Source organism: Polaribacter litoreus (assembly GCF_054584775.1).
The window spans coordinates 165,278-182,922 of the sequence record NZ_JBTLRD010000001.1 but is presented as its reverse complement, the minus strand read 5'-3'; the positions used below and the strand labels follow the sequence as shown (position 1 = coordinate 182,922).

The following is a 17,645-nucleotide window of genomic DNA, read 5'->3' as shown; positions in this document are numbered from 1 at the left end:
AATTTTTAAAAGAATATTGAAAATGATAAAAAATATAATGATGAACCTTAAAAAGACAATACCGTTAATTTGTGCGGCGTTATCTTTTTTTATGATAACGAGTTGTCAAAAAGAACAAATTGTTCAAAAGCCAAATGTGCTACTTATTTGTGTGGATGACCTTCGTCCAGAATTAAAGAGCTTTGGAGCAGACTATATAAGTTCACCAAACATAGATGCTTTTGCAGCAAAAGGGGTAGCCTTTCAAAATCATTTTGTAAATGCCCCAAGTTGCGGTCCATCTCGATATACCTTATTAACAGGACAATATGGGCCAGCTGGAAATAACGCACTTTTTCTTAGAGCAAAGAAAATAAAAAATGGCAAAGAAGAAACAAAACAAAGTATGCCAGAGTGGTTTAAAGCACATGGTTATAGAACAGTTTCAGTCGGGAAAGTATCTCATCACCCTGGAGGAAGAGGTGGTAAAAATTGGAATGATAGTACAAAAATTGAAATGCCAAATGCATGGGATAGATATTTGATGCCAGTTGCGGAATGGCAACATCCGCGTGGGATGATGCACGGATTAGCTAATGGAGAGATTCGGGTAACAAGAGGTGGTATGGACGTTTTTCAAACGGTAGAAGGGAATGATAACATTTATCCAGATGGAGCAATTGCCGATGAAGCTTTAAAGCAGCTGCGCGAACTGGCAAGCAATAATGAAAAACCATATTTTCTTGCTGTTGGAATTATTAAACCCCACTTACCCTTCGGTGCGCCTAAAACTTACTATGACAGGTATGAAGGCGTTAAACTGCCAGCAATAAATCACCCTCAAAAACCAGAAGGAAAAACAACATGGCATGGCTCTGGTGAGTTTATGGGATATAATCGTTGGGGTAAAAACCCAAATAAAGATATAGCTTTTGCGGATGAAGTACGTCGTCATTATGCCGCTTGTGTGAGCTATGCCGATGCTCAAGTTGGTAAAGTTTTAGCCGAACTGAAAAGAACAGGTGCGGATAAGAATACCATTGTTGTGCTTTGGGGCGACCACGGTTGGCACTTGGGAGAGCACTCCGTTTGGGGGAAACATAGTTTGTTTGAAGAGTCCTTGCATTCTCCTCTAATCATTCACTACCCTGGGATGGAACAGTCAGGATCTAATACTGATGCTGTCGTTGAAACCCTCGATCTTTTCCCTACTTTATGTGATTTAACAGGTATTGAAAAGCCAAATTATATTCAAGGAGAATCGCTAAAAGAGATATTGGTTAATCCGAATTCCAATGGTCATACAGCTATATCATATACAAATAAAGCTTCAACCATTAGAACGGAAACACATAGGATGACACTTCATAAAGATGGGTATGTAGAGTTATACGACCACACGACTGAAGAAAAGGAAACCAAGAATATAGCTGAAGAATATCCAGAATTAGTTAAAGACTTAAAAGTGAAGTTAAGGTCTAGGTTAAATCTAAAGTAAAAATAAATTAAATAATGATAAAAGTAGGATTATTTGGAATAGGTTTAGATACCTATTGGCCACAATTTGAAGGACTATTAGAGCGTTTAGAAGGTTATCAACAACAAATTGCTACTAAAATGGAAAGTTTTGGTGCTGAGGTTGTAAATGTTGATTTGGTAGATTCTCCTGTGGTTGCTAGAGAAAAAGCAGAGGTGCTAAAAAAAGAGGATGTAGACATCTTATTTTTATACATCTCAACGTATGCCTTATCATCAACAGTATTACCAGTAGTACAAAAAGTAAAATGCCCTGTGATTATTTTAAACATACAACCTGTTGCCGCTATAGATTACGATAGTTTTAATGCGCTAGGAGATCGTGGAAAAATGACAGGAGAGTGGTTGGCACATTGTCAAGCTTGTTCTGTACCAGAATTTGCGAATGTATTTAATCGTGCAGGAATTGATTATGAATTTGTTACAGGCTATTTAGGAGAACAAGTCGTTTGGGATGAGATTCAGGATTGGATAGATGCTGCCAAAGTTGCTGCTATAATGCAAAATAACAGATTGGGAGTTTTAGGGCATTATTATGCTGGAATGCTAGATGTATATTCCGATTTAACCAAACAGTCTTCAGCCTTTGGAACACACATAGAAATTGTGGAGATGTGTGAAGTGAAAAAATACAGAGATGCGGTTACACAAGTTGAGGTTGATGAAAAATTGAAAGAGTTTAAAACTAATTTTGAAGTGATTAATGCTTGTGAAGAAGAAGAATTGGTTCGTGCAGCAAAAACATCCATAGCTTTAGATAAATTGGTAGAAAACCACGATTTAGGTTCTTTAGCCTATTATTACGAAGGTGAAAATGCTAACGAATATGAAAATATTGTAACTTCTGTAATTGCCGGAAACACATTGTTAACGGGAAAAAATGTTCCAGTAGCAGGAGAATATGAAGTGAAGAATGCACAAGCCATGAAAATTATGGATGCTTTTGGTGTAGGCGGTTCGTTTTCTGAATTTTATGCAATGGATTTTAATGATGATATTGTTATGCTTGGTCATGACGGGCCAGCACATTTTGCAATTGCAGAAGGTAATGTTCAATTAGTGCCATTACCAGTTTATCATGGAAAACCAGGTAAAGGGTTGTCTATTCAAATGACTGTAAAACATGGTCCAGTAACCTTATTATCAGTTGTTGAAGGTAAAGACGATGTGTTTCTATTAGTGGCTGAAGGAGAGTCTGTTGAAGGTCCAATATTACAAATAGGTAACACAAACAGTCGTTACCGTTTTTCAATAGGCGCTAGAGTATTTATGAATGAATGGTCTAAACAAGGACCATCACATCATTGTGCTATTGGGGTAGGACATATTGCCAACAAAATAGAAAAATTAGGAAATATTTTAAATTTACGAGTGGTCCGTATTTGCTAATAGAGAACCTTATTCTGGGTTAAATCATATCAAATGAGCTCCCAAGTATTAAATCAATTTCAATTTTAAGTTGAAAGAAAATTAAAATAAAATGAAACAAAAACTTTTTACCATAAGCTACTTACTACTGTTGTTTTCAACACTAAGTATAGCGCAGACAAATTCTAAAATCTATAAAAAAGAGTGGAATGATTTGAACAAAAATGGGAAAATGGATGTCTATGAAAATCCGAATGCACCCATAGATAAACGTGTAGAAGACCTATTGTCTCAAATGACATTAGATGAAAAAACCTGTCAGTTTGGAACTATTTACGGATACAAAAGAGTCATTAAAGACATACATCCTACAGAAGATTGGAAAAAACGCATCTGGAAAGATGGCGCGGGTAATTTAGACGAGCACATGAATGGACGTGGAGGTATTAAACCGTATCTAGGCTTTAAAGAACACGCAGAATTAATGAATGAAATTCAAGCATGGTTTTTAGAAGAAACGCGTTTGGGAATCCCAGTCGATTTTACCTGCGAAGGCATTCGCGGTGTGGGGTATATCAACGCCTCTAATTTTCCAAACCAAACAGGAATAGGAGCCACTTGGGATTTAGATTTGGTAAAACGCGTAGGTATGGTAACAGGTAGAGAAGGAAAAGCTGTAGGTTATACCAACGTGTATTCTCCCATACTAGATGTAAGTAGAGATCCAAGATGGGGGCGCGCGGTAGAGTGTTATGGAGAAGATCCGTTTTTAGTAGGTGAGATGGGAAAAGCACAAGTCAATGGTATTCAATCTGCGGGCATGGCATCCACTGTAAAACATTTTGCAGCGTATAGTATTCCTAGTGGTGGACGTGATGGAGGAGGGCGTACCGATCCTCAAGTACCTTTTCGCGATATGCACGAGTTATTGTTAGCACCATTTCGCAAAGTATTTACAGAAACTGATGTGATGGGTACCATGAGTTCTTTAAATACCTATGATGGTGTTCCTGTAACAGGAAGTCATTATTTTTTAACCGAATTGTTAAGAAACCAATACGGTTTTAAAGGTTATGTGGTTTCAGATAGTGGCGCAGATTTTTGGCAGTATACCAAACATAAAACAGAACCAACCGTTGTTGATGCCATAGCTAAAGCTTACAACGCAGGGCTTAATGTACGTACCGATTTTAAAAAAATGGAAGATTTGGTACAGCCCTTACGTGATGCTGTAAAGCAAGGAAAAGTTACAGAAGAAACCGTAAACGCTAGAGTAGCCGATGTGTTACGTGTAAAATTTAAATTAGGACTTTTTGATACGCCTTTTGTAGACGCCGATAAAGCGGAAAGCATTGTACATAATAAAGAACATGAAGCCATTACTTTAGAAGCCGCTAGAAAATCTATCGTACTTTTAAAAAATCAGGATGAGGCGTTACCTTTAGATGCTAAGAAAATCAAGAAATTATTAGTAACCGGACCTAACGCCAACCATGTAAAACCAATGATTAGCAAGTACGGGCCAGGACTGTCAAAAGTAATTACGCCTTTAAAAGGAATTAAAGCACGATTAGGAAAAAAAGTAGATGTATTGTATGCCAAAGGTTGCGAACATGTAGATGCAATGTTTCCAAAATCGGATGTGATGCAAATAGCTCCCAATGAAGAAGAATTGGCAGCACTTCATGAAGCCAAGGAAAAAGCAAAGTTAGCAGACGCTATTGTGGTTGTTGTTGGAGACGATCATTTTACCACAGGAGAAGCGCATTCTAGAACTTCACTTAATTTACCTGGGCACCAAAGTTTATTAATTCAAGAAATGGTAAAATCAGGGAAACCTGTAACTGTTGTATTAATGATTGGTCGTGCGGCTTCTATCAACTGGACAGACCAGTATGTGCCAGGTATTATCGTTAGTTGGTTTGGTGGTGAAAAAGTAGGTAAAGCAGTTGCCGAAACCTTATTTGGCGATTACAATCCAGGTGGAAAACTACCCGTTACTTTTCCAAGTACTGTAGGGCAATTGCCAATGGCATTTCCATACCGTGTAAAAGCTTGGGGCGGACAAAGCAAAAAGAACGATCCAAACGGGTGGGGACAAACACGTTTGGTCAATCCGTTGTATCACTTTGGGCATGGTTTAAGTTACACGTCTTTTGAGTATAACGATTTACAGATAAGTCCTGCGAATCCTTCTGTAAACGATACCATTACCATAAGATGTACGATTAAAAATACAGGAAATCGTAATGGTGATGAGGTGGTAGAATTATATCTTAGAGACCAAATAGCCTCTGTGTCTCCTTTTGATCAGTTGTTACGTGGTTTTGAACGTGTAACCTTAAAAAAAGGAGAATCTCGTAAAGTCACATTTACCATTAATCCCAAGCGCGATTTAGAAATGCTAGGTTTAGATAATACATGGATTGTAGAACCAGGCGTATTTAAAGTAAACGTTGGAGCTTCTTCTGTTGATATCAAACTAAAAGGAGAGTTTAAGTTGCGTTAAGATTTATAAGAAAACGCACAGAGAAGCTAATGTAAAACTTATGAGGGTTAGTGTTGCATTTAGAAAACACGTTTTAATATAAAAATTAAGAAGAATAGTTTATGAATAGGGTGTACAAATTACTGCTAAGAACCTTACTGTTATTTACTTTGGTATTAGCTTCGTGCAACAAAAAACAAGAGGTAGCAGCTCCTAATATCATCATTATAAATGTTGATGATATGGGCTGGAAAGACACGAATGCACCTATTCCAAAAACTAAAAATCTAGAGTACATCAATAAGATCTAATACTAATTTATATTAAAAAAAAATTATGCAAGCAATTTTAGGAGTTTTATTTCATTCATTAGGAGGCGTAGCAGCAGGTAGTTTTTACATGCCATATAATAAAGTAAAAGGTTGGTCTTGGGAAACCTACTGGATGGTTGGAGGTATTATGTCTTGGTTAATTGTGCCACCCATTGCAGCTTATTTAACAGTACCAGGTTTTGTAGAAATTATTGCATCAAGCTCCAATACAATTTTAGGAATTACCTTTTTAATGGGCTTACTTTGGGGTATAGGAGGTTTGTCTTATGGTTTAGGAGTGCGTTATTTAGGAATGTCATTAGGAAATTCAGTTGTACTTGGATTTTGTGCTGCTTTTGGAGCCATTGTACCATCAATTTATTATAATTTTAATCCGCAAGAAGGTAAAACTTCATTTACTGAGATGTTATCTTCTACTGGCGGACAAGTTGTTTTACTCGGAGTTTTAGTATGTCTTTTAGGAATTGCGCTTTCTGGAAAAGCGGGAATGCTAAAAGAGAAGGAATTATCAGAAGAAGAAAAGAAAAAGAGTGTTTCAGAATTCAATTTGATAAAAGGATTAATTGTTGCAATCTTATCAGGAATTTTAAGTTCCTTTTTTAGCTTTGGTATAGAAGCGGGAAAGCCTTTAGCAGATGCTGCTGTTGCAGCAGGATATGACCACTTGTTTGCTAACAATGTTACTTTTGTGGTGATTCTTTGGGGTGGTTTAGCTACTAATTTAGTATGGACTACCATTTTGAGTATCAGAAATAAATCGTATAAAGATTTTACAAATAAAAGTACACCAATACGTAATAATATTTTATTCTCCGCATTAGCAGGAACCATATGGTTTTTACAATTTTTCTTTTACGGAATGGGAGAAAGTAAATTAGGAAATGGAGCAAGTTCTTGGATTTTACATATGTCTACGATTATTTTAACTGCCAATCTCTGGGGAATTTATCGAAAAGAATGGCAAGGTGTCACCAAAAAAACAAAATGGACCATAACATCTGGAATTGTTGTGATTATTTTATCTGTTGTTTTGGTGGGTATTGGAAACTCTATTTAAGCTATTCTAGCCTTTGTTAAATTCCCTCTTAAAATCATAAAGCATGTCTTTGATAATTTCTTTCGGATCTCCATCTCACAGACTTTCAAACGACACATAACCACGAAAGTTGTGTCGCTTTATTTTTAAGACCATTTTTTACTCACCTGTTAGTTTTCATAATATTTTATTTGTTGATTAACTCGATTATTTTTTCCCAGACTTCTTCACTTACTTTCATTCCTTCTTTTTGGTTTTTAATTTTGTTTATAAGTGATCGCTCACCAGGATAATAAGTCTTTCCATTAGGCTCTGTAGGTGTAATATCTTTAGTGTAAGCAATGATTTCTTCAGTAAGTTTTTCTTGAAGATCAAGATCATTATACGTATTAGGATTAATGCATAAATAAACTTGAGATACCCCATATTCGTGTGGTTCTAAACCAAGTTGATAAGTAGATTTTCCAGCCGAAAGTAAAGTAGCAAGTATATCTAAAACCATAGAGAGTGCAGATCCTTTCCAATAACCTATAGGAAGTCCACTTTTAGTGGTCAAAATTTCTTCAGGGTTTCTTGTGAGGTTACCATTGGTATCCCATCCTCCATCAAAAGGCAAGGATTTCTTATTCAATTTATATTCGTTCATTTTTCCAAAAGAAAATTGGGTCATGGCCATATCAAGTACAATGTGTCCTTTTTTTCTAGGTATAGAAATCACTAAAGGATTATTGCCAAGCCTGGCTTCTTTACCTCCCCATGCAGGCATATTAGGTTCTGTATTTGTAAATAGAATACCAATACAGTTCTGCTTTGCCATCATCCAGCCATAATAACCAGCTCGCATCCAATGGTTGGTATTTCTAAGCGCTACCAATCCCATTCCGTTTTCTTTTGCAATTTCGATAGTACGATTCGTACATTTAATTGCGTTTATTACTCCTGAACCTAGTTTACCATCCCATCTTTCTATACAACCAAAACTTTCTACTTTTTCTGGTTCAACATCTTTGGCAATTAACCCTAATTTAAGTTGTTCAATAAAAAAAGGAACCCTGTTAATACCATGGGAATTTACACCATGTAAGGTGTTTTCTGTATGAACCTCAGCTAATAGTTTCGCTTTTTCATTATTAAATCCATATTTACTAAAGAGCGAAGTAAGAACATCATTCATTTCTTTACTTTGAATAGTTTTGGTCATGTATTCTTTTTTATGTTATACTTTAATTTTTTGAGTCAAAACAATATAATATTTGCGTTTAAAATTCTTTGTGTTTAGTCCTGGGTTATTTGCTTGAAAGTCAAAAGTAATGTAAATTCTTTTTAATAAAAATTTTAAAAAAGAGAGGACAGGACATCACAGGATGTTAATATTATCAATAAATATTAGTTTCGAGAAAATATATTCAACAATAAATTATTGATAATGAAAAAATTAACCTTTATAAAAAAATATGTTTTTCTTTTATTGAGTTTTACCTTGATCATCCAGACACAAGGTCAAGTAAAGTTATCTACAGATTTTACAAGTGAAACTGATAAAAAATTGCCAATACACGATGTTTGGAATGTTGCCAATAGAATAAGTCCAAGAAATGGATCTAATATTCGTACTGGACTTAAAATGAATATTGTTAGAATGATTGGTGGAATCAATAAAAAGGTAAATGGTGAGAATGCTAAAGATCTAGATTTTGACCCTTGTTTATACGATTCTATCAACAATAAATATGTGTATAGATGGGATCCGCTTATCAATAGATTAAATAAAGTGGTCAATTCACAAACAGAAATTTTACAAATTGCTTTAGATCAACCGCCTTGGGCTTTTCAGCACGGATATACATTTATTCCAGAAGGAACAAGAGATAATATCAATTTTAGAGAAAATGAAAGAATATCCATTTATGGAAACTCTCTACCACCTGCAGATAAAGAAGCTTATCATGATTTTATAAAAGCGTTGATGACTAAATTGGTGGAAACTTATGGTGAAGAGCAGGTATTAAAATGGCGATTTAGAGTAGGTTCAGAAATAGAAACTCCAGATCATTGGTTTGGTACTAAACAAGATTTTATCGAACACTTTGCCAATACAGAAAGTGCTGTAAGAGCCATTTTACCCAATGCAAAAGTAGGTTTACATACTAGAAATCCTGGTTTTTTGTATAGAAATGGAACTGTTTTGAATTATAAAGGTGAACCTTATGCTTCTTTTATAGAAGACCTTATAGATTACAATGATGCGAATAATATTAAATGTGATTTTTGGGGGCTTTCAGATTATATTATTATTGGCAATAGTAGTCTTAGAGATATGAACGGAAAATACACTAAAAATTTTGCACCATTAATCAATAATCCCAAATGGAATCCCGAAACGACAATAGACATTATGGAATATTCTACGGTTACTACAATGAGTGGAGCAGATGGTAAAGGGTATATAACCTGTGAAACTTCGCATAGAGAAATTGTAGAATTGATTTTTTCGAATACCTATTTTAAGAATAAAGATAAAGGCTTAGAATTTATTTACAGATGGGGAAATAGAACTGGTAGTGAAAATCCAGATGGTATAAAAGAATTAGATGCAATGCAAGGTTTGGTTCGTTATGAAACCAGTAGTTCAGGGAATCCTAATACTTCCACAAATGAGTTGGATGCTATTTTTGCAAAAAACGAAACAAAAGATGAGTATGATGTATTAATCTATAACTACAATAGTAGTTCAATTTCTTATAAAACGAATGAAACTGTAGAGGTTTCGTTTACTACAGATTTAGCAGTGGGCACAACATTATATTATAGAAGTAAATCTTATGGAAAAGAGAATAATAAGCTTCAGAACTTTTTAATCAATAATGCAAACTTTGTGATGAGTGGTTTTGATTCTAAAGGAAACCCAGATCGCACCTTAACAGAGGCAGGTTATACTGCATATCAAAATTATGAAAATCCAAATCCTCATCAATTTACAGAATGGAAAAGTCTAACCACTAAAGCAAGAAGTGATGGTAAATCTGGTTCTGAAGTTACACTATCTACTGAAATAGGATCATTTGCTTTTGAAAAATTCGAATTTAGACCAGAAGCCAATTTTGTAACCGCCATTACTCCAGTAACTTTTATTTGGGCTACCACTGAAGATTTTTCTGCTTGGTCTGCCGTTAAAAATGGGATGACTCTTCATACAGATGATGATAAATTAAGTGTAGATTTTTCTTCTGATGTTTCTTGGCCAATGTTAGCCATAACTGATTTAAACATCAATGCGAGTTTGTATGGTACTTTAAGAATTGTAGTTAAAAATAGTTCAGACAAACCAGATCTTCAAATGGCACCAAATGCCCCAGGTACAAGTTTTGTGTCTGGAAGAAAAAAAGAAACAGTACCTAATGATAACCAATGGCATACTTTAGATTTCGATTTAACAAATTGGGGATTATGGACAGGTACAATCAATGAATTTAAATTTTATAATAATTTTACTTCTGGAAGTATTGTTTTTGATAAGATAGAATTTGTTCCTTTAAACTCAACTACTCATAAGATAACACTTAGCAAAGAAGGTCAAGGCCTATTAAATTATAGCAGTGGAACTGCACTGAATGGACAAGAATTGAGTTTAAATGCTATTGCAGAAAGTGGTTGGACGTTTCAAGGTTGGGAAGGTGATATTACAAGTACAAATAATCCTTTAGCCATAACAGTAACATCAGATTTAAATATCAAAGCTATATTTTCTGATAGTCAATTATCTGTTAATAAAAATAACATTGAAAAGATAAGTGTTTTTCCTAATCCAAGTAACAATGGGGTCTTTCAAATAAAAAACCAAACACCTAAAAGTTGGAAAGTGTATTCCATCACAGGAAAAAAAATAATTGAAGGGAAAGGAAATATTATTGATATTTCTTCTTACGATAAAGGTGTTTATATTCTAAATATCAACAATTCTTTTGTAAAAATATTGTATTAAAAATAGAACAAAATACTATAATTTTATAAAAAGCAAATATCATTTTAATAGTGATGTTTGCTTTTTTTTGTTCTTGTAACAATTATTACAGCTGCTTAAATAAAATATTCACTTAAATATTGACCTTAAATGAAATACATTTAGATAAGGAGTCTACAGGATACTTTTTACACACATACTTTTTAATATAGTAGTCTAAATAAAACATCGACAAACTTCAGGTTAAGCCTATATATCAAATAAAGATTTTTACTAACCAAAAGATTAAAAATAAAGGTACAAAGTAATGAAAAGTAAAAAAGGATTTTACAGCGAAACTAAAAGAAAAGGAATTTTATTTTCTCTATTTTTCCTTATAACAATTTCAATAACTTCTGTGAATGCACAATCTCAATGGATTTGGCAACAACAAGATGGTCCAGCCAATACTTGGATAGCGTTCAGAAAAAAAATTAATGTTACTACAGTGCCATCAGAAGCAATGGTAAATATTGCTGTTGATAGTAAATATTGGCTTTGGGTAAATGGCGAGATGGTTTTATTTGAAGGCGGATTAGCAAGAGGTGCTGCACCAAATACCACATATTACGATCCTGTAGATTTTGCACCTTATTTAAAAGAAGGAGAAAATACGATTGCCATTTTAGCTTGGTATTTTGGACGTACACGAAAGTCTCATTTAGATAGTGGTAAAGGAGGTTTATATGTTTCTGCGGATTGGACTTCAGATTTAAATACAAATACTTCTTGGAAAATGAAATTGCACCCAGGGTATGATCCAAACAGTGGTGGTGGTGGAGCAGACAATCGAATTACTCCATACAGCGTAAAATTCGATGCGCGAAATGCATTAGGAGATTGGACGGATAATGCTTGGTATTTAGAAGGTTATGACGATAGTAACTGGGATACACCTGTAGAAAAAGGAGGTGTAAATAGTCAACCTTGGGGCAATTTGGTAGAACGTGCTATACCTCAATGGAATGATAGAGGATTAACAGATTATCCATCTATGACAGTAAACGGAGCAGCAATTCAGCTTCCGTATACAAATAATACAGGATCTAATAAAACCATAATAGCAAAACTTCCATTCAACCAACAAATTACGCCTTATATAAAGTTGAATGCTAGTGCAGGAAAAACTGTTGTTATGGATACAGATAACAACTTTCACTTATTAAAATCAACCTATATTTCTAAAAGCGGTGTTCAAGAATTTGAAGGATATACTTGGTTTAATGGACATTTTGTAGAATATAGCATTCCTTCAGGAGTAGAAGTTCAAGAACTAAAATATCGTTGGACAGGTGTGGGAGACATGACAGGTAATTTTGAATGTGATGATGAGTTTTACAACCGTTTATGGTGGATGGCACGTAACACATTGTACATCTGTGCAAGAGATGGTTACATGGATTGCCCTGATAGAGAACGTGCATTGTGGATTGGAGATGTTGGTGATCAAACAGGGGCAATTTTTTATACTTTAGATGAAGCAGGAAGAAAATTATTGAAAAAAGCAATAGATAACACCATAAATTATCGTAGAGGAGATATTATAGAAGGCTTAACACCAGGTTTTGGTAGCTTTCAAACGAAAACAGCCGAGTTTGCAGCACAAAGTCTTCAGTTTATTGATAATGTGGTTTGGCAATATTATTATAATACTGGTGATAAAGCGACTATAGAAAATGCATATCCTGCCATACTAACTTACTTAAAATTATGGAATATGGCTTCAGATGGCATGCCTGAAAACAGAAAAGGAGGTGTAAATTGGACAGATTGGGGTAGTGATCGTGATGGAGATGCAATTAGAGCAACTTGGTATTATATTGCGCTAAAAGCAGCCAGAAAAATGGCAGTTGTTTTAGAAAAAAATGAAGATATACCTTGGTATGAAAACAGAATTAATAGCATCAAAGAAAACTATGTCCAAAAGTATTGGAGAGGGAGTAGTTACAATACTTCAGGAAACCCAATTGAAGAAAGAGTGAGTTCACTGGCTGTTATAGCTGGTTTAGCTGATGAAAGTCATTACGATACCTTAGTCGATAAAGTTTTATTCCCTGTTAGAAAATCAAGTCCACATTTTGAATGGTTGGCAGAAGAGGCGTTGATGCAATTAGGGGAAACAGAAAAAGCGTTAATTAGAATGAGAGAGGTGTACGATTTTCAAGTTGATAACCCGAACTTAACCACTTTATACGAACGTTTTGAGAGCGATCCTAACAGTAATCCAGGTACACCAAACCATGCTTGGAATGCACCCAACTATATATTATCTCGTTACATTACAGGTATTAAAGCTACTGAAGTGGCTTGGGCGTCCTATGAAGTATGCCCAACATTAGCTAGTTTTAATTCATTTGAAACCAAAGTACCTTCTGTTAAAGGAGATATTGTAGTTGAGGTTAATTCAGGGAAAACGAATTTTAATTTGAAATTAGAATCACCAGAAAACACAAACGCTATTGTAGGAATACCTAAAACGAATACAGAAATTTTTGAAGTTACTGTTGGAGGCGTAACTGTTTGGAAAAATGGAGCATTTGTAGAGGGCGTTTCAGGAATTTCTTTCAATAGCGAAGATGAATCTTTTTTAAGGTTCAATGTAAATCCTGGTGTTTGGGAGTTTAATGCCAACATATTTGTGGACTACAATCCTGAAATTTCATTCACAACGCCAACTGATGGTGCTATATTTGAGAAGGCAGATGGTGGTTTAAATATTGAATTGAATGCTACTGATGATGAAGGTATTGAAAAAGTTGAATTGTATCTTGACGAACAGCTTATCGCTACAAAAACAGATGGACCTTTTAACTTTTCTTCTTCAGATACGCCTGCATTATCAGACTTAGAAGGTGGGAATTATGTGTTAACAGCCAAAGTAACAGATACAGATGGTAAAAGTTCTGATGCAAGTATTAATATAAGTATACTTGACAGAGCAGGTATTTTTACAAATAAACTGTTGTTTTATTTACCTTTAGAAGGAAATGGTAATGACGAAAGTGGGAATGGCAATAATGCAACTATGGGATCTGCGGTAACGTATGCTAATGCAAAATACGGCAAAGGAGGTGTCTTTAGTTATACTCAGGGATCAAACTTTACATCTGCAGACAAAGTCTTCGAATACAGTTCTGAAACTGCTTATACCATAGCGTTTTGGTTAAAAGTAACAGACTACGCCACTCGTGGTGATATTATACAAGCTACTTCAGGGCGTACTTTGCTCTATTCTAATGGTCCTGATTTAAGCTTTAGATCTTCTCATCAAAAAAGGACGATTTCATTTAATGTAGATAACGATGAAAAAGATGATTGGTTCCATGTTGCTTTAGTTATAGACCAAAGAGAAGGGCAAAGAGAACATAAATTTTATGTTAATGGTGAGCAAAGAGGAAGTATCGCTCAATATGATGAATTTGAAACAGGCAAAACCAAAGGTATAGGTAAATTAATTTTTGGTTCATTTTCAGCCACTCAAGTAGTAAGAAATTTTACAGGAATGTTAGATGAAGTATATATGTTCGATGATGTACTTACTGAAACTGAAATTAATGAAGTAATGAATATTGAGAATCTACCAGATTTTCTTAAGAGTCTTAGTATTACAGAAAATAAACTTGAATTAGATACTGTAAAATTATATCCAAATCCAGCAACTCAACTACTTAATATCTCAGGTGCAGAAATGCTTAGTGCAAAGGTTTACGATTTATCAGGAAGAATGATAAAAACATTTACCGTAAATAATAATACTATTGATGTTTCTTCATTAAGTAATGGTGTATATATAATTAGAATGACTGATATAGAAGGTAAACCTTACGAATCAAAATTTATCAAAAAATAGAGAAATGGTTTAAAATCTTAGCTTAATTAGAAAAGAATTATTGTAACATAAAATTTCATTTATTTTTAATATCTCTAATTAACAAGTAAGTACAGGATGATGTCAATTATTTTTAAACTTATTTTTCCATAAAATTTAATTACATCAAGAAATGATGAAAAAACATACGCTATTACCAATTATATTCTTAATTTTTATTTTTGTTTCGTGCAATAAACATTCAAGTTCTATTTCTTTTGATAAACTATTGGTAAATACCAAACAAAATCCATCAACAATAGAAACTAAACAACCTGTGTTTTCTTGGGTTGTTGATGCAGAAGGTTTCAATAAATCACAATCAGCTTATCAAATTTTAGTAGCATCATCAGAAGAAAATTTAAATGAAACTGATGCAGATGTTTGGAATTCGAAGAAAGTAGAAAGCAACAAATCTGCATTTGTAAAATACCAAGGCCAAGATTTAAAAGCGATGAAAACCTACTTCTGGAAAGTGAAGATTTGGGATGAACAAGGAAGTTCTTCAAAATGGTCTGCTGTTCAAAAATTTCAAATGGGATTGATGGATAACAAAAACTGGGGAGATTCTAAATGGATTACTTTAAAAAATGATACCAGAACTTCTCCATATCAATTTAGAAACTACAAAACAGGTAGAATGAAAACGCCTAAAAAGGTAAATGGTTTTGCTGCTAGTTATTTTAGAAATGAACTAAAGATTGATAAAAAAATAGAAAATGCCCAAATTTATATCTGCGGATTAGGTTATTATGAGTTATACTTAAATGGAGAAAAAGTAGGAGATCACGTTTTAGATCCTGCTCCATCAAATTACGATAAGCAAGCGTATTATGTAAATTATGATATTACATCAACTTTAAAGTCGGGTAAAAATGCCTTCGGAATTATTTTAGGAAATGGCTTTTATGGTCAAAATATTTCTTGGAAACGAGATCCAGAATCAGAAAAAGATATGGCTTATGGCCCACCAACCGTAAAATGTTTGGTGAAATTAAAATATGCTGATGGCTCTACAAAAGATTTTTACACGGATGAAAATTGGAAAGAATCCACAGGACCTATTGTATTCAACAATATTTATGGAGGAGATACCTATGATGCTAACTTCGAATTAGGGAATTGGACTTCTGTTAATTTTGATGATACTTCTTGGGGAAATGCAAAAATTGCATCACCAAAATTAAGAACAATTAGTGCACAACAAATTCCACCAATTAAAAAATTACAGGAATTTGAACCTATAAGAGTTTTTAAAGGTACAGATGGAGAATGGATTGTAGATTTTGGACAAAATATTGCAGGTTGGGTAAAAATTAATGTAGAAGAAAAAAAAGGACAACTCATAGACATTATTACCACAGAAGCCCTTTTAACAAACGGAAAAGATATTTTTAAAGGTTCAACTGGTGGTGGTGCAAACGGAATGCCACAGATTTACAAATACATTTGTAAAGGAGAAGGTGTTGAATCTTGGGAGCCTAAATTTAGTTACCACGGATTTAGATTTGCCAAAATTAAAGGTATTTCTAGAAAACCAGATGCAGATATGATTAAGGCAGTTTTGGTAGCTACAAACATTCAAGAAACAGGTAGTTTTACATCTTCTGATGAGTTGTTAAACAAAATGCACGACATTAGTAAATGGACAATTGTAGATAATGTACACGGAATTCCAGAAGATTGCCCTCACAGAGAAAAATGTGGTTGGTTGGGTGATGCACATGCTTTTTGTGAATATGCGTTGTACAATTATGATATGTATGATTTTTATAAAAAATACATGGAAGACATTAAAACACAAATGCGACCAACAAAAGGACATAACAATCCTGAATTAAAGTTTCAAGTTCCTACAATGATTGCGCCAGGTAAAAGAACATCTACCTACGCAAAAATAGATTGGGGTGTTGCAACCATGTATTTGCCTTGGTACAATTATAAGTTTTATGGTGATGAATCTATCGTAAAAGATTATTATGAACCTATGAAAGGATTGACTGATTTCTACCTAAATTTTAAAGGAAAAAACGGAATTATGCAAGATGGTATGGGAGATTGGTGTCCCCCACTTTGGGATAGAAGAAAAAACCCAAGTGCAATGGAATGTGACCCAATTATTTCTGCAAACGCATATTTTTATGATGTGTTGGGAATCATGGAAATTTTTGCAAAAATGAATAATGATGCTGCTTATGAAGCAAAAATGAAACATGAAAAAGAAGCGTTGTTAAAAGCTTTCAATCAACAGTTTTTAGTCGATATTCCAAATACAAAACACAAATGGTATCAAAGTCAGACAGCAACTGTACAAGCTTTACAATTTAATATGGTTCCAGCATCAGAAATAGAAACTGTGGTAAATGGTTTAGTACACAATATTGTTGAGGTAAAAGGAGGGCATCATTCTACAGGAATTCATGGAAATAGATATATTTATACAGTTTTGTCTAAATATGGGAAAGCAGATTTAGCGTATCAAATTTTAACAACACCAGAGTTTCCTAGTCAAACGTATGTAATGAATTCTGGTTTTACTACTTGGCCAGAGCGTCAGTTTATTTGGGAAGAACTAGAAGGACCAACAAATTCGTTAAACCATCCAATGCATAGTGGTTTTGCTGCGTATTTTTATGAGTCTTTAGGTGGCGTTCAATCATCAACAGAAAAAACAGGTTTTAAACAATTTATCGTAAACCCAGAATTTCCAAATCAAATTACAGCTACAAAAGTATCTGCCCCTACTCCATTTGGAGCAATCAAAAATAGTTGGACTTATACAAATGGTTCTTTAACAATGAATTTGGAAGTACCTTTTAATACACAGGCTAAAATCATTTTAGATAAAAAAGAGTTTGAATCTTTAAAAATAAATGATACCTCTTTTGATGCTTTTAAAGATAAAAATAAAGTTGCTATTGCAGATGCAACAAATATAATTTTAGGTTCTGGATCTTATAAAATTCAATATCAGAAAACACCAAAATAAATACATTACAGAACAGGATACTTTCTGCTATAGCTTGAAGTATTTTTGT

The 17,645-nt window shown here is 34.0% G+C and carries 9 protein-coding genes; 8 read left to right on the top strand and 1 reads right to left on the bottom strand.

Annotation, left to right across the window (positions count from 1 at the left end; translation table 11 throughout):
* Positions 1-22: 22 nt before the first annotated feature.
* The 5 genes from ACW9UN_RS00670 to rhaT all read left to right on the top strand — a co-directional run bounded on the left by ACW9UN_RS00670 (position 23) and on the right by rhaT (position 6,760).
* A complete protein-coding gene (locus tag ACW9UN_RS00670; protein WP_459483067.1) occupies positions 23-1,477 on the top strand; it encodes a sulfatase in 1,455 nt (484 codons plus the stop codon).
* 14 nt (positions 1,478-1,491) lie between these two features.
* Entirely contained in the window at positions 1,492-2,904 is a 1,413-nt protein-coding gene (locus ACW9UN_RS00665; RefSeq protein WP_459483066.1) for a hypothetical protein, read from the top strand.
* Positions 2,905-2,995: 91 nt separating this feature from the next.
* The gene (locus ACW9UN_RS00660; protein ID WP_459483065.1) at positions 2,996-5,392 is read left to right on the top strand and encodes a glycoside hydrolase family 3 N-terminal domain-containing protein; all 2,397 of its coding nucleotides are present in this window, start codon (positions 2,996-2,998) and stop codon (positions 5,390-5,392) included.
* A 101-nt stretch (positions 5,393-5,493) separates the two neighbouring features.
* Positions 5,494-5,682 carry a hypothetical protein gene (locus ACW9UN_RS00655; protein WP_459483064.1) on the top strand — a complete coding sequence of 63 codons (189 nt, stop codon included), beginning with the start codon at positions 5,494-5,496 and terminating at the stop codon, positions 5,680-5,682.
* A 25-nt stretch (positions 5,683-5,707) separates the two neighbouring features.
* A complete protein-coding gene (gene rhaT, locus ACW9UN_RS00650; RefSeq protein WP_459483063.1) occupies positions 5,708-6,760 on the top strand; it encodes an L-rhamnose/proton symporter RhaT in 1,053 nt (350 codons plus the stop codon).
* 166 nt (positions 6,761-6,926) lie between these two features.
* Here rhaT and yiaK read toward each other — a convergent pair whose 3' ends face one another.
* Entirely contained in the window at positions 6,927-7,940 is a 1,014-nt protein-coding gene (gene yiaK / locus ACW9UN_RS00645; RefSeq protein ID WP_459483062.1) for a 3-dehydro-L-gulonate 2-dehydrogenase, read from the bottom strand.
* A 225-nt stretch (positions 7,941-8,165) separates the two neighbouring features.
* Between yiaK and ACW9UN_RS00640 the strand changes: the two genes are divergently transcribed.
* From ACW9UN_RS00640 to ACW9UN_RS00630, 3 genes are all read left to right on the top strand, one after another.
* Positions 8,166-10,721, top strand: a complete 2,556-nt coding sequence (locus tag ACW9UN_RS00640) for a GH39 family glycosyl hydrolase (protein ID WP_459483061.1) — start codon at positions 8,166-8,168, stop codon at positions 10,719-10,721.
* A 286-nt stretch (positions 10,722-11,007) separates the two neighbouring features.
* Positions 11,008-14,589: an alpha-L-rhamnosidase-related protein gene (locus tag ACW9UN_RS00635; RefSeq protein ID WP_459483060.1), complete on the top strand. Its 3,582-nt coding sequence runs from the start codon at positions 11,008-11,010 to the stop codon at positions 14,587-14,589.
* Between the two features lie 151 nt (positions 14,590-14,740).
* Positions 14,741-17,596, top strand: coding sequence for an alpha-L-rhamnosidase (locus ACW9UN_RS00630; protein ID WP_459483059.1), 2,856 nt, complete (start codon positions 14,741-14,743; stop codon positions 17,594-17,596).
* Positions 17,597-17,645: the final 49 nt, after the last annotated feature.

Excerpts from the sequence above, each read along its gene's own strand:
- ACW9UN_RS00665 (WP_459483066.1), top strand. The coding sequence starts at position 1,492 with ATGATAAAAGTAGGATTATTTGGAATAGGTTTAGATACCTATTGGCCA.
- rhaT (WP_459483063.1), top strand. The coding sequence starts at position 5,708 with ATGCAAGCAATTTTAGGAGTTTTATTTCATTCATTAGGAGGCGTAGCA.
- ACW9UN_RS00630 (WP_459483059.1), top strand. The coding sequence starts at position 14,741 with ATGATGAAAAAACATACGCTATTACCAATTATATTCTTAATTTTTATT.
- ACW9UN_RS00670 (WP_459483067.1), top strand. The coding sequence starts at position 23 with ATGATAAAAAATATAATGATGAACCTTAAAAAGACAATACCGTTAATT.
- ACW9UN_RS00635 (WP_459483060.1), top strand. The coding sequence starts at position 11,008 with ATGAAAAGTAAAAAAGGATTTTACAGCGAAACTAAAAGAAAAGGAATT.
- ACW9UN_RS00640 (WP_459483061.1), top strand. The coding sequence starts at position 8,166 with ATGAAAAAATTAACCTTTATAAAAAAATATGTTTTTCTTTTATTGAGT.
- ACW9UN_RS00655 (WP_459483064.1), top strand. The coding sequence starts at position 5,494 with ATGAATAGGGTGTACAAATTACTGCTAAGAACCTTACTGTTATTTACT.
- yiaK (WP_459483062.1), bottom strand. The coding sequence starts at position 7,940 with ATGACCAAAACTATTCAAAGTAAAGAAATGAATGATGTTCTTACTTCG.
- ACW9UN_RS00660 (WP_459483065.1), top strand. The coding sequence starts at position 2,996 with ATGAAACAAAAACTTTTTACCATAAGCTACTTACTACTGTTGTTTTCA.